A 13,729-nucleotide genomic window follows, 5' to 3' on the forward strand; every position below is an offset into this window, starting at 1 on the left:
TGTATGCCGCCAAAACAACATAAGCGGGACACCGTTCAGCCCCCCCTTCCCCGTCTTGGTCCAAAGCCCTATCTGGAGTTAATGGATGAAACTGCTCTCCCGGAAACGGATCGGGATCTTGCCCGTATGGGTCTGTTTTTGCTATGGACGGGTGATAACGTGCTCGACGCGATTGATCTGGATTTGTCTGCTTACGGACTGACAGAGAGCAAGCTGGATTTGCTGTTGCTGCTAACCCTGCACCAATCACAAAATCAGATGAGCCCATCTATGATTGCCGACCGTCTTGGAATTCGACGCGCATCCGTGACATCGATCCTGGACTGGACAGAGCAAAGAGGATGGATTATCAGGGAACATACTTCCACAGATCGACGTAAGATTCATGTACGTATTACAGAAGAAGGCTCCCGGCTTGTACAACAGGTACTCCCTGTATTTTGGTCTTCCTGTGCTTCTCTGGCGAGCATTTTGGAGCCTGAGGAGCAGGTCGTTTTTTCGCGGATTATAGAGAAGCTCCACCATCATATGGAGCACAGATTGGGGGTGGGTAGATAATTTTTTTTGAGTATATAATTAGATTATCTAATAGCTTCAATTGTATACATTAACAGTTGATTATTTTGTCATGAAGGAGTGTTTAATGAATGAGTAAATTACGAACAAATCATACCGCTACACAGAAGGAAACTACAGTTCTCCCTTATGGTTGGATGATAGTCATTCTATGCTGGTCAGCGGTTGCCGTCATGTCCAGCCTGTATGTAACAGTTCCTCTGGTTCCCCTCTTTGACAGTATATTTGGAATAACGCCTGCCGAAGCGACCTTGCCAGGCAGTATCTTTTCTTTGGGCTTTGCGGCGGGTTGCCTTGTTTATGGGGGACTGTCTGACCGCTTTGGACGAAAGCAGGTAATTGTCTACGGACTGCTCGCATTAACGATCATTTCGCTGTGCCTCGGCTTAACCAGTCAGTATTCGGTATTGGTGACACTGCGCTTGCTTCAGGGCTTGGCGGCAGCCACCTTTTCTCCCGTAGCTCTGGCTTACGCTGTAGATATGTTTCCGACCGAGAAGCGGGTAACAGCCATTGGCTTTATCAGCACCGGGTTTCTGGTAGCAGGTATTGCCGGGCAGGTATTTAGTATTGTTGTTAGTGAATCTATGGGATGGAATATGGTATTTCGGATGCTAGGCGTATTGTACGCCATAACCTTCCTGATCGTCTTTTTTTTCCTGCCTAAAGCTTCCTCACCACAACGAGACGTCCGAGTTTTAGCGGCCTTCAGTCAGTTGGGCACCGTTGTGCGCTCGTATCCTTTATGGTTAAGCTACACGGTCGCTTTTGTTCTCCTGATGTCCTTTGTGAGCATGTATACCGTTTTAGGCAACTATCTGGGCGGATCCGAATTTGCCTTGAATCGCACACAGATGCTTTATGTAAGATCCGCTGGCATCATCGGCATGCTTCTATCACCGTTTGCCGGAAAGCTAGCTCAAAAATTCGGTGTACATTTTATATTACGTACAGCTCTTGTCCTTGCCATTCTCAGCTTGGCGCTGATGGGAATGACGCATTCTCTTATCGCTATCGTGGTGTTGAGTATATGTTATGTAAGCGGCATTGCCCTCAGCGTTCCTTCACTGATTGCCATTGTCGGCCAGCTTGGAGGTTCGGCAAGAGCGATAGCGGTCTCACTGTATACCTTCATTCTGTTTGCCGGTACGAGTCTAGCCCCTATGCTTTCTATTCGTTTGATGGGTGATGGCGGAAATCAGGCGGCTACATTTATGCTGCTGGCAGCTGTACTCTCTGTGGGCTTTATCGCCTCCCTGCTCATTCGCAACCACCAGAACGATTCGCTGAAGCAGAATGCATAGTACAGTATCAAACTATCTAGAAAAGCCTATGATTAGGGTAGAAATCCGAGGAAGTGATGCTTCCGAAGCGAGCTTTCCTATGGAAAGCTTTTAAAGCGACCGCTACGCTTGTACAGCACCATTCATCCTGTTTTCACTTAAAAACTCCATATTCATCAGGCATGTTTATACGATTTGTGTGAGATATGTCATTGCATTTTCCTCAAAATTACAAACTCTCTCTTTGGAGACATACGTAGAATGAGGTACAATACAGATAAGCTATATATGGAGAACTTTTGAACAGGAGGCTGTACCGAGCTATGAAAATAACATCTATCGAGCCGACTCCCAGTCCGAACACCATGATGCTGCATCTGGATGAGCGACTGGAAGCAGGTATCCGCAGAACATATACACGAGACAATGAGCGTTCCGCCCCCCCATTTATCCGGCGTATGCTGGCTATTGAAGGGGTCAAAAGTGTGTTTCACACGACGGATTTTGTCGCCCTTGATCGCAAAGGAAATGCAGATTGGTCTATCATTCTGGGTCAAGTCCGGGATCAACTGGGCGAGGAAGGTGCTGACGCCAATTGGGATTTGCCGGAGGAAACCTCGGGGGAAGCGTTTGGCGAAGCACAGGTCTTTGTGCAATTTTTCCGCGGCATTCCAATGCAAATTCGGGTTAAGGCGGGACAGAAGGAGGAACGGATTTCATTGTCCGACCGCTTTGTGCAAGCCGTTACGCGTGTAGCGAGTGCTACGCTAATCAAGGAGCGCAAGCTCAGTGATTATGGCGTTCGTTACGGTGAGTTGCCGGACATTGCACGCGAGGTCGAGCAGGAGTTGGAGGCCGCCTTCCCGCAGGAACGGCTGGAGCAGATTATCCAGCAGGCGATTGCCCACGGCACAGACAACAACGAATTCGTGGAGGAGCGCCGCGAGTGGAGCGATGCCGAACTGGAGCAAGCCCTGCAGCACGAGGATTGGCGCACACGCTATGCCGCGCTTGATCGGCTGGAGCCAACACCTGAGCATTTGCCGCTTATTCGGCAAGCGCTGCATGACGAAAAAATGCAGCTGCGACGGCTGGCTGTCGTCTATCTGGGCGATATTCGCTCACCGGAGGCGATGGAGCTGCTGGGCGAGGCGCTGCGCGATCCTTCAGCGGCAGTACGCCGTACCGCAGGCGACACGCTGTCGGACATCGGCGATCCGGTCGCTACTGGTGCGATGATTGGAGCCCTATCGGATAGCAGCAAGCTAGTGCGCTGGCGGGCCGCCCGTTTTTTATACGAGGTCGGAACCGAGGATGCGCGTGACGCGCTGGAGAAGGCTGTCGATGACCCCGAATTCGAGGTCAGTCTACAGGCCAAAATGGCGCTGGAGCGCATCGAGTCAGGCGAGCAAGCCGCAGGCACCGTGTGGCAGCAGATGGCCAAGCGCAACTCTTGATTTAAGATTTTACGAGTGGATTTTCAAAAAATTGTCGATTGTCAGAAGATGTACAGGTACGTTATACTGTAGTTCGCTATACAATAAAATATCATGTCATACACCTCATCAACCCTGTTTTATGATGAGGTAGAGGTCGCGGATGTAATCAGTACACCGGGGGAGACGTCAAGAGCCGTCTGTGATTCCAGTGGAAAGGTACACCCGCCGAAGTATGCGGAGCTGACTCTTTGTAAATACTCCGAATGCTGGGGCTGCTGACCGAAAGGAGCAGAACTGTCACACGATGTCCTAACACAGACACGTGTGTTGAGCTATCTTGTTATAGAAGAAGGTATGGTGCGGAATGCATAGACAAGGCCGCAGGCGTATTCCCTGCGGTCTTTTGGTTTATATACTCCCCCTCCTTCTGGCTCTTGCCCTGACATGAAATACAATTTCATGAAGGAGTGTTTGAACGTGCAACACAAAGCAACACCTGACGCAACCTTGCGCAAAAGTCTCAAAGCCCGTCATATGACGATGATCGCCCTCGGGGGCTCCATCGGAACAGGCCTGTTCCTCGCCAGTGGAGGCGCGGTTGCCGAAGCTGGACCCGGCGGAGCCCTGCTGGCCTATGCCGCAGTCGGCCTCATGGTTTACTTCCTGATGACCAGCCTTGGTGAATTGGCTACGTTTATGCCCGAATCCGGCTCTTTTAACACCTATGCAGGTCGCTTCGTCGATCCGGCCTTTGGTTTCGCTATGGGCTGGAACTTCTGGTACAACTGGGCGGTAACGATTGCCGCCGAGCTGGCAGCAGCGACAGTGCTGATCAAATACTGGTTCCCGGAAAGCCACTCCGCCTGGTGGAGTCTATTATTTTTGGCCGTAATCTTCGCGTTGAACGCGTTGACGGTCAAAGGGTATGGTGAGTCTGAATACTGGTTTGCCATGATTAAAATTGTGACCGTTGTGATCTTTTTGGCTGTGGGTGTGCTGATGATCTTTGGCATTATGGGGGGGCCGGCGGTTGGCTTCGCCAATTTCACTGTCGGAGACGCTCCGTTCCATGGCGGATTCTTTGCCGTATTGGGTGTATTCATGGCTGCGGGCTTTTCCTTTCAGGGAACAGAGCTGATCGGCGTAGCCGCTGGAGAGAGTGAAAATCCGCGTGATAACGTGCCGCGTGCTATTCGCCAAATCTTTTGGCGCATCCTGTTCTTTTATATTCTGGCGATTCTCGTCATTGGATTGATCATTCCGTACACGAATCCGAATTTGCTGCGGGGAGATATCAGTGACATTGGAGTCAGCCCGTTCACGCTTGTGTTTGAAAAAGCCGGGCTTGCGATTGCCGCCTCTGTCATGAACGCCGTTATTTTGACTTCCGTATTGTCGGCAGGCAACTCGGGGATGTACGCGGCGACACGTGTATTGTTTGCTTTGGCACGTGAAGGCAAAGCTCCCCGCTTCCTCGGACGCGTCAATCGACGCGGCATTCCTATGAATGCCTTGCTGATTACAACTGCTGTCGGGATGCTGGCCTTTCTCGCTTCTCTATACGGGGACGGTGTCGTCTATAACTGGCTGCTAAATGCCTCCGGGATGTGCGGATTTATTACGTGGGTCGGGATTGCGGTCAGCCACTATCGCTTCCGCCGTGCCTTTACGGCACAGGGCCGCAGTCTGAGTGAGCTTCCATACACAGCACGCTGGTTCCCGTTTGGGCCGTTGTTCGCTTTTGCGCTGTGTATCATTGTTATTATCGGGCAAGGTGCGGATGCCTTCACCGGACAGGAAATCGACTGGAAGACGATGATTGCTACGTACATGAGTGTGCCTCTATTCCTTATTTTGTGGTTCGGCTACAAATGGATCAAACGTACCAAAGTCGTTCCATTAAAAGAATGCGATTTGAGCTCAGATGCATCTTCGGAAAAATAAAAGATAAATAAAAAAGCCCGTCTCCACATATCAGGGAAAACATGCGGTATTTCTGGTCCTAGACCGTTCATCCGCATGTTCACCTTATATGCCCGGAGACGGGCTTTTTATTGTTATTTGGAGGAAGGAGCTGCTGCTACTGTAGCTGTCAAAGACGTAGCTAAGGCACGTCGGCTAAAGATGCCATATATCACAGCGATTAGTGTCAACAATGAGGAAAACAAGTACAAATTAACGATGCCCAGATGATCTGCAATCCAGCCCATTAAGAGCAGCGATATGCAAAAGGTCAGACTTGTCAGTGTGGCCTGGGCAGACAGCACCTTGGGCAAATCATGCACAGACACACTCATTTGCATCATCGTGCGGCGGGATACGACAGACATTTCCGCAGGTAGTCCCATCAACAGCACGATAAGCAACGTCAGCGGCGGCAGTGTGTTCAGTGCATACCAAGCTGTCAGCAGGCAGTAGCCTGCCATCCCCGCCAGCATGGCAGGCAGCAGTCTGCGCTGCAAAAGCTTGACGCAGGCGAGGACAACGATGCCTCCACCGATGGCGCCTGCAAAATACGCTGCATTAATGTATCCCCACCATGCCTCGCTCTTGTGCAGAACCTGCTGAGCGAAAGCAAGCGTGAACGCACCGACCCAAACTGAGCCTCCTAGCAGGTCAATCATATCCATAAAAATAAGAGCTTTGAGCCTTCGACTGGCTCCGATAAGGCTCCAGCCTTCACGCAGTATCTCCTTTTTACGCTTCGGAGGTAATGCCGGGCTCTCTGACTCATGGCCAAGCAGCGTATCTTCCAAATGCACAGGAGGCATGTCATGATGCCCTTGCCCCGGCTCAGATACAGTTTCGGACGCTAAAGCATCTCCGCTTCGTACCCGTGTTCCGGGCTGCAGCAAGTAATGAACCTTGCCCTCTAATGGATCTCGAATCAAGCTGGTGAACATCAGAGCCACCATATATAGCCCACCAGCCACCAGTAGTGTCTTCTCAGAGCCCAACATGGCTACAAGCACACCGCTAAGCCCCCAACCCGCTAACTGCACCGTCTGATCGCTGACCGATACAAGACTGTTCGCCCGCATCAGCCCATCCCCGGAAGCAAGGCGAGGAATCAGCGCATTACGTGCAGGCGTAGTCCAGCCGTCCAGAAAAGACATGGCTGCCACCATCGTAAACACAAACACCCATATCGGCTCCGTGCCCGCTGACCACAAGTGACCCAGCAGAACGGCGAAGAAAGCCAGCTGCCCGAGCTGGGAAACGAATAAAATAAAAGGCAGCTGAAATCGGGCCAAAAGCAGCGGTGCCAAAAAGCCGCTGATCATCTGTGCCCCCATCCGCAGCAACGGAACCAGCACCGAGGAAAAGATCGAATCCGTTTCGTGAAAAACGAGCGATACAAGTGCCATAATATAAAGAATGTCGGCCGCATTTGACATCGTCTGCGTGCCAAGCAAATAGGTAAAGGAACGCTTGTGCATATCAATAAAATACTCCTTTAGTAGTGTAGCTAATTTACAGCAAGATGATCAGGTCCATTTCAGCGTTACACGAAGATTCCCGGTACTGCCTAAATTCGTAATCTGATAGGAGATAGACTTCAAACCGAGCTGATACAATGGCTGCAAATCTTCCTTGAGGCTTCGCTCTGTTCCCTGATATCCGAAGGTAAGCGTCGTCCCCCCTTTATTTATAGCCGTGCGAACCTGCTCCTTGATGTCGGTAGATGTTTTAACCAACCCTTTGCCGTCTTGCAGTGGATATTCCAGGTTATTGTACAGCTTTTGATACACAGCAGCCTTTGGTCCTCCCGCAGCTATCCGTGCTGATAAGGTCTGCCGATATGTTGTGTTCGCCTGAGGGTACGGTTTAACCCATGAATGGTCCCGGCGCATTTCGGTATCAGTCAGCAGATAATAGGAAGTACTTACCTCGTTCCCGCGATCCGGGGTTGGATCATCCCAGGTCGTATCCATGTGATACCAGTGACCATCCAGCAATACAAGATTCCATGCATGCAGCTGGCCCCCTGCTCTTCCTTCTACAATCCGATTCGTAATCCCTGCACGTTCCAGCATTTTGTAGGCTAACAGTGAATAGCCCTGACAGACAGTGCTCCCGGTTTTCAGACCATCGTAGGCTGTATACTTTTGCTGCGTTTCATCATATTTCAGACGAACCACGATCCAGTCGTGAATGGCCTTTACCTTCTCATGATCGGTCATGCCCTTCGTAATGATGTCACCCAGCACAGATTGAACCGTGCTATCCACGTAGGCCGTCTGTTCCTTCGTTTCACGGTAGCTCAAACGAATCGTAACCTGAGCGGACGTGGTGGTGCCAGTATAGCTGAATGCATAACTTTTGATCGTATAATTCACATACGGATCGCTCTCCATGGCCTGTTGGATGGCTGTCTCTAGCTGCTGCTTGAGGCCGTTCACCCGCCCTTGATATGTAAAGGTCAGCGTTTCACTCCGCGTATCCATGGCCTGCAGAAGCTTATTCTGAAGCTGCTGCGATGATACGGATAAAGTCGGCTTGACCGACGCCGCATATACGTTGTTCCCCCACTCCACAGCCTGCGGCAGCAACACAGCCAGCGCTGCACCCGCAACCAGACATTTTACAAGCCTAACCCCGATTTTTCTATTCATACAGAGCGTTCCTGCCCTTCTTAACATAGTTGTAAACAGCTCTATCTTACCATAAAAACAGCTGCCCCAAGCGCTCTAGTTTTGTCGGTTGCAGACGAGTATGGGCCCAATCAGAGGCAGGTTGCGACACCATCCCCGCCTTTATAACAGACGGGACAGCAGCCATATATGTCATTCACAGAGAGAATTTTATCACAGCAGCCTGGCACTCCTTATGATATGGTACTGGCATCGGACTAAATGATATTGATTCTCATTCTACATCAGAAAGGCTGAGCACCATGCCAGAATGTATCTCGCTCCTTCGTACTCCATTGGGCCAGACTGTGCGTTTGCAATCTCTTGCACCTCTCCATCCCTCATTGCGCCGCCGCTTAACGGACATGGGTATTGACGAAGGTTCCATTATACGGTTGAAAAAAATCAGTTTGTTGGGCGGTCCTATTGTCATTGAATGCAATGGTCAACTGGTTGGCCTACGTCAAAATCAAGTGAAGCAACTGGAGGTCGTCCCGACATGGACATGATCGCTCTGTTTGGTAATCCCAATACGGGAAAAACCTCATTATTCAACAAGCTGACTCGTACGTATGCAGAGGTAGGCAACTGGTCGGGAGTCACAGTGGAAAAGAAAACAGGGCTCCTGCGCGACAAGTCTGCCGTTTTGGTGGATTTGCCAGGTGCCTATTCCCTACTTCCTCTTTCGCTGGATGAAGGTGTCGCAACCCGTTATTTGCTGGAGGAGCCACCAGCGGCCCTAATTAACATCGTGGATGCCTCCCAGCTCCAGCGAAATCTGTATCTGACCGTACAGCTACTGGAGTATGGCCGTCCGCTTGTACTCGGCTTAAACATGACCGACGTAGCTGATGCGACGGGTCTTCGCGTAAACAAAGAATTGCTGGCTAAGCAATTGAACGTTCCTATTATTCCTATGGTGGCCCGTACAGGCAGCGGAAGTAAGCAAATGCTTGCCTCTCTGCGAGAGGTACGGCGTACATCCAATAATTTCCGGTTGGACTACGGTCCCGCCGTCGAAGCCGCGATTACAGATATTAGCAGCCTGTTGACGGAGGCACCTGTACTTCAACTTCGATGGGCCGCGCTGCAATGTCTGGAAAACAATCCTGTCGTCATGGACTGGATGACGAATGAGGTACAGCGTGAAAAGGTCACTGCACGTATCCAGCGCTGCGAGGAAGATCTTCTCGGCGAAGGTTATACAGCCACCCCTGCCCAGCATATCCGTTCTGTACGTTCAGCATGGATCGCTGATCTGTGCGCCAAGACGCTCGACACCTCCAAGCTCAAGCCACACGGTCTGACGGATAAGCTGGACGCGGTGCTAACCCATCGGTATTTGGGAATTCCGATCTTTCTGCTGCTGATGTACGCTACCTTCAAGTTCACCTTCGATTGGGCGGGTACGATCCTTTCAGATATGCTGGACGGATTCTTTTCCGGGACACTAAGCAGCTTTATTTCCGAAGTGCTTGTTCAATGGAATGCCTCTGCTTTTACGCAAAGTCTGGTCGTGGACGGCATCGTGGCTGGAGTAGGGGGCGTGCTCGTTTTTCTGCCTCAGATCGCTATCTTATTCCTGATCATCTCGGTGATTGAAGATTCCGGATATATGGCGAGGGTCACGATATTAATGGACCGTCTGATGCAGGCGGTTGGCTTGAACGGGAAAAGCTTCATCCCGTTCATCATCGGATTTGGCTGCAATGTTCCGGCGATTATGGCGGCACGCACCATCGAGCAGCCGAGAGAACGCCTCATTACAACGTTGCTGGTGCCTTTTATGTCCTGCTCGGCCCGCCTGCCGGTGTATGCGTTGTTTGCGGGGGTATTTTTCCCGACACATGCGGCAAGCATCATTATGCTGATGTACGTACTCGGAATCACCGTATCGCTTATACTTGCCAAAATTTTTTCCAAAGTGTCCGTTTTGTCAGGCGAGCCCTCCCTCTTCATCGTGGAGCTCCCTCCCTATCGGGTGCCGCAAGCTCTTACACTGTTTCGCAGCACATGGGAGAAGGTCAAGGGCTTCGTCCGTAAGGCCGGAACGATTATTCTTGCAGGCTCCGTCGGCATCTGGCTGTTGTCCAATTTTGGTCCGCAAGGCTTCGGTGCAGAAATGGATGACAGTCTGCTAGCCACGGTTGGAGGATGGTTTGCACCCATATTGGCCCCTCTCGGTTTTGGCACCTGGCAAGCAGGCGCGTCTCTGCTCACGGGCTTTATGGCCAAGGAGGTTATCGTATCAACGATGAATATCATTTACCACGTTCCCGATATGCAGGGACTGGAGCTGCAAGTTAGCCATGCCTTTACACCGCTGGCCTCTTTTAGCTTTATGGTGTTCATTCTGTTGTATGTGCCGTGTCTGGCTACGGTAGCGGTTATTCGTAAAGAGACACTTTCGTGGCGCTGGACCGCATTTTCTGTGATCTATCCTTTGACCGTTGCATATATTATCGCCGTCTTCATTTATCAGTGTGGCAGATTATTAGGTTGGGGTTAAGCTAGACGCTATGAATATAAAAGGAAGTGGATTCCATGATTAATATTATTATTTTGTTGGCGATCCTTGGTTATAGCGCGTGGGTGTTGGTACGCTTTTTGCGAAAAAGCCGCCAAGGCGCCTGTGCCGGGTGCTCATCGAGCAAGTCATGTCCGGGCTGTGCCGCGAGTGCTGTGAATGAAAACCCTGCGAACATTAAGAGAAATATCTAATCCGTACTCAGCATCCCATGAAAAAAGCGTCTGCAGGTTGATCCTAACCCGCAGACGCTTTTCCTTTACACTCAAAGCCCGCCCTATCTAGCGATATTCCGCCAAATGCTCATTGAGCTCACGCGTGTGCAGATAAACTTCACGATACAGCTCATATAATCCTTCATATCGTGCCACACGCTCGGGGTTCGGGGAATATCTCGCCGCCTCCCGAAGAAAAGCTTCAGCACACGCTTGCAGCGATTCAAACCAGCCGCTACCGTATGCAGCCAGCATGGCCGCCCCCAAGGCAGGTCCCTGCTCACTCTCCAGCTTGATGATATCCGTATTGAAAATATCTGCCTGCATTTGCAGCCACGCCTCATTACGGGCCCCACCGCCGATGGAGATGACTTCCTTCACCGTCTTGCCCGTTCCTCTGAGAATATCAATCGATTCCTTGAGCGAGAACGTAATTCCCTCCAGCACCGCCCGTGTAAAATGCGCCAGCTTATGCCCCGCATCCATCCCGATAAAGCTGCCTCGAATGGTGGCATCCGGATGAGGGGTACGTTCGCCGACAATATAAGGCGTAAACAGCAGCCCGCGGCTACCCGGTTCAACCGAGTCTACACCTTCCAACAGCGCATCAAAGGAATGCTCCGGTGCAAAGGTATCCTTAAACCAGGTCAGGCTATAGCCGGCCGCGAGTGTAACGCCCATGATATAATAAGCGTCCTGCTCACTATGATTAAAAAAATGCGCCCGGCCCTGCACATCAATATCCTTGCGTTCCTCATAGGAAAGCACAACGCCTGAGGTGCCGATGCTGCACAAGGTACGGCCTTCACTCAAAATGCCAGCGCCAATCGCACCGCATGCGTTGTCCGCTCCCCCTGCATATACCTTCGTTGCAGGCGAAAGTCCGCTCTGGTCCGCCATCTCCGGCAATAATGTACCCGTCTGGTCAAAGGATTCCACCAGCGGAGGGAACAATGACAACGGCAGCTCAAAAGCAGCGGCAATCTTTTGGCTCCACTGCTTCTGAGCGACATCCAGCAGCAGCGTGCCCGCCGCATCCGAATATTCCATTGCCAGCTTTCCTGTCAGACGGTATCGCACATAATCCTTCGGCAGCATAAAATGAGCTGCACGAGCCAGCACGTCCGGCTCATGCTCCTGCACCCACAGCAGCTTGGGCAGCGTGAAGCCCTCCAGCGCGCGATTGCGTGCAATGCTCAGCAGCTCCGGTCCGAGCTTTTCTTCAATGTGGCGGCATTGAGCCGTTGTACGCGTGTCATTCCACAGAATAGCCGGACGCAAAACCTGGCCGTCCTTGTCGATCAGCACAAGCCCGTGCATCTGTCCCGAAAAGCTAATCCCGTCCACGGCCTCTGCCCCGCCGATTCCGGCCTTTTCAACGAGCTGCTTCAATGCTGTTAACGTGCCGCTGACCCAATCCTCGGGATGCTGCTCGCTATACCCTGCCTTGGGCTGATGGAGTGGATAAGACTGGGAGGTTTCCCAAGCTACCTGCCCCTTGCGGTTGACCAGTACCGTTTTGATTGCGCTGGTACCCAGATCGACGCCGATGACATAGTGTTCCTGCTCCTGTTTTAGCTTTTCCTGCATCGAAGTTCCTCCTTCCCTGCTAACGTGTAGCCTTGATTTCATGTACAAATTCTGGCTTTAATCCGCCAAAATGTATTGATTTAATGTCGCCTTCAAATACTCCTGACGACCGGACATGTTTTTGCGTGGTGCTTCGTTCGCCAGTGCATATTCAGACAGAGAAGCAAGCGTTGCCTTTCCAGAAACGATATCTGCCCCAATGCCTTCTTTAAAGCTGCTGTAGCGTTTTTCAATAAAGTCCTCAAATACACGATCCTCGATCAGTTTGGCGGCTATTTTCAAGCCTTTTGCATACGTATCCATGCCTGCAATGTGTGCGAGGAACAGATCCTCTGGCTCAAACGATGCTCTGCGCACCTTGGCATCAAAGTTGATACCACCACGGCCCAGGCCCGCGTTTTGCAGCACTTCATACATGGTCAGGGTCGCATCATACAGATCAACCGGGAATTCGTCTGTATCCCAGCCCAGCAGCAAATCTCCCTGGTTGGCATCCAGTGATCCCAGCATACCGTTAATCCGTGCCACACGCAGCTCATGATCAAAAGTATGACCTGCCAACGTCGCATGGTTCGCTTCCAGATTCAGTTTGAAATGCTGATCCAGATCGTATTTTTGCAGGAAGGCAATCGTCGTTGCCGCATCAAAATCATACTGATGCTTGGTTGGCTCCTTCGGTTTAGGCTCGATCAGGAACTGAGCGTCAAAGCCAATTTCACGTGCATAGTCCACAGCCATATGGAACATTCGTCCCAAATTGTCCTGCTCCAGCTTCATATCCGTATTCAGCAGTGTTTCGTAGCCTTCGCGGCCTCCCCAGAACACATAGTTGTCTGCGCCCAAGCGCTTGCCTACTTCCAGGCCCTTTTTAATCTGGGCGGCTGCATGGGCGTATACGTCCGCATTGCAGGTGGTTGCAGCTCCATGCAAATAACGAGGATGGCTAAACATGTTTGCCGTGTTCCACAGCAGTTTTTTCCCCGTAGCCTTCATATGTTCCTCAATCAGGTCCACGATCGTATCCAGATTGCTGTGGAATTCCTTCAGGGAAGCGCCCTCCGGGGCAATATCCACATCGTGAAAAGCGAAATAAGGCAGATTCAGCTTATCCAGCAGCTCAAAGGCAGCTTCCACACGAGCCTTCGCCAAATCCAGCCCGCTGAACTTGGACCACGGGCGTTCAGCTGTCTCTACCCCAAATGGATCAGTGCCGCCTGCGACGAGTGTGTGCCAATAAGCCATGCTAAAACGCATATGCTCTTCCATCGTTTTCCCAGCCACAACTTCTTGTGGATTATAAAATTTAAATGCAAAAGGATTATTGGATTGCTTGCCCTCAAAATTAATTTTAGATACCTGCTCGAAATAAGCCATCAATAAGTTCCTCCTTTATAGTAACTGCTATGTCAATCGTTATAGTAACCGTTTACAAAAAAGATTCTAGCACAGCAAAAAGACTTTGTCT

The 13,729-nt window shown here is 51.0% G+C and carries 11 protein-coding genes and 1 riboswitch; of the genes, 7 read left to right on the forward strand and 4 right to left on the reverse strand.

Annotated features, from left to right (window positions below):
* Positions 1–3: 3 nt before the first annotated feature.
* From LCF57_RS00305 to LCF57_RS00320, 4 genes are all read left to right on the forward strand, one after another.
* Positions 4–558, forward strand: a complete 555-nt coding sequence (locus tag LCF57_RS00305; RefSeq protein WP_225998933.1) for a MarR family winged helix-turn-helix transcriptional regulator — start codon at positions 4–6, stop codon at positions 556–558.
* An 89-nt stretch (positions 559–647) separates the two neighbouring features.
* Positions 648–1,880 carry an MFS transporter gene (locus LCF57_RS00310; protein ID WP_225998934.1) on the forward strand — a complete coding sequence of 411 codons (1,233 nt, stop codon included), beginning with the start codon at positions 648–650 and terminating at the stop codon, positions 1,878–1,880.
* A 302-nt stretch (positions 1,881–2,182) separates the two neighbouring features.
* Entirely contained in the window at positions 2,183–3,316 is a 1,134-nt protein-coding gene (locus LCF57_RS00315; protein WP_225998935.1) for a virulence factor, read from the forward strand.
* Between the two features lie 122 nt (positions 3,317–3,438).
* A riboswitch (Lysine riboswitch) is annotated at positions 3,439–3,641 on the forward strand.
* A 134-nt stretch (positions 3,642–3,775) separates the two neighbouring features.
* Positions 3,776–5,242: an amino acid permease gene (locus tag LCF57_RS00320; RefSeq protein ID WP_318840563.1), complete on the forward strand. Its 1,467-nt coding sequence runs from the start codon at positions 3,776–3,778 to the stop codon at positions 5,240–5,242.
* A gap of 113 nt (positions 5,243–5,355) precedes the next feature.
* On the opposite strand, the gene LCF57_RS00325 is transcribed toward LCF57_RS00320, so the two are convergent.
* The gene (locus tag LCF57_RS00325) at positions 5,356–6,738 is read right to left on the reverse strand and encodes an MFS transporter (RefSeq protein ID WP_225998937.1); all 1,383 of its coding nucleotides are present in this window, start codon (positions 6,736–6,738) and stop codon (positions 5,356–5,358) included.
* A gap of 48 nt (positions 6,739–6,786) precedes the next feature.
* Positions 6,787–7,914: a transglutaminase domain-containing protein gene (locus tag LCF57_RS00330; RefSeq protein ID WP_225998938.1), complete on the reverse strand. Its 1,128-nt coding sequence runs from the start codon at positions 7,912–7,914 to the stop codon at positions 6,787–6,789.
* Between the two features lie 314 nt (positions 7,915–8,228).
* Between LCF57_RS00330 and LCF57_RS00335 the strand changes: the two genes are divergently transcribed.
* Genes LCF57_RS00335 through LCF57_RS00345 form a run of 3 tightly spaced genes read left to right on the forward strand, consistent with a single transcriptional unit; the run spans position 8,229 to position 10,653 of the window.
* Positions 8,229–8,441: a FeoA family protein gene (locus LCF57_RS00335; protein ID WP_413232174.1), complete on the forward strand. Its 213-nt coding sequence runs from the start codon at positions 8,229–8,231 to the stop codon at positions 8,439–8,441.
* Entirely contained in the window at positions 8,432–10,441 is a 2,010-nt protein-coding gene (gene feoB / locus LCF57_RS00340) for a ferrous iron transport protein B (RefSeq protein WP_225998940.1), read from the forward strand. The genes LCF57_RS00335 and feoB overlap by 10 nt, the downstream gene beginning before the upstream one ends.
* Positions 10,442–10,476: 35 nt before the next feature.
* Entirely contained in the window at positions 10,477–10,653 is a 177-nt protein-coding gene (locus tag LCF57_RS00345) for a FeoB-associated Cys-rich membrane protein (RefSeq protein ID WP_225998941.1), read from the forward strand.
* A gap of 87 nt (positions 10,654–10,740) precedes the next feature.
* On the opposite strand, the gene xylB is transcribed toward LCF57_RS00345, so the two are convergent.
* Entirely contained in the window at positions 10,741–12,264 is a 1,524-nt protein-coding gene (gene xylB / locus LCF57_RS00350; protein ID WP_225998942.1) for a xylulokinase, read from the reverse strand.
* A gap of 57 nt (positions 12,265–12,321) precedes the next feature.
* A complete protein-coding gene (xylA, locus tag LCF57_RS00355) occupies positions 12,322–13,638 on the reverse strand; it encodes a xylose isomerase (protein ID WP_225998943.1) in 1,317 nt (438 codons plus the stop codon).
* Between the last annotated feature and the right edge of the window lie 91 nt (positions 13,639–13,729).

It is taken from the genome of Paenibacillus sp. BJ-4 (genome assembly GCF_020404765.1).
Classification (GTDB): domain Bacteria; phylum Bacillota; class Bacilli; order Paenibacillales; family Paenibacillaceae; genus Paenibacillus.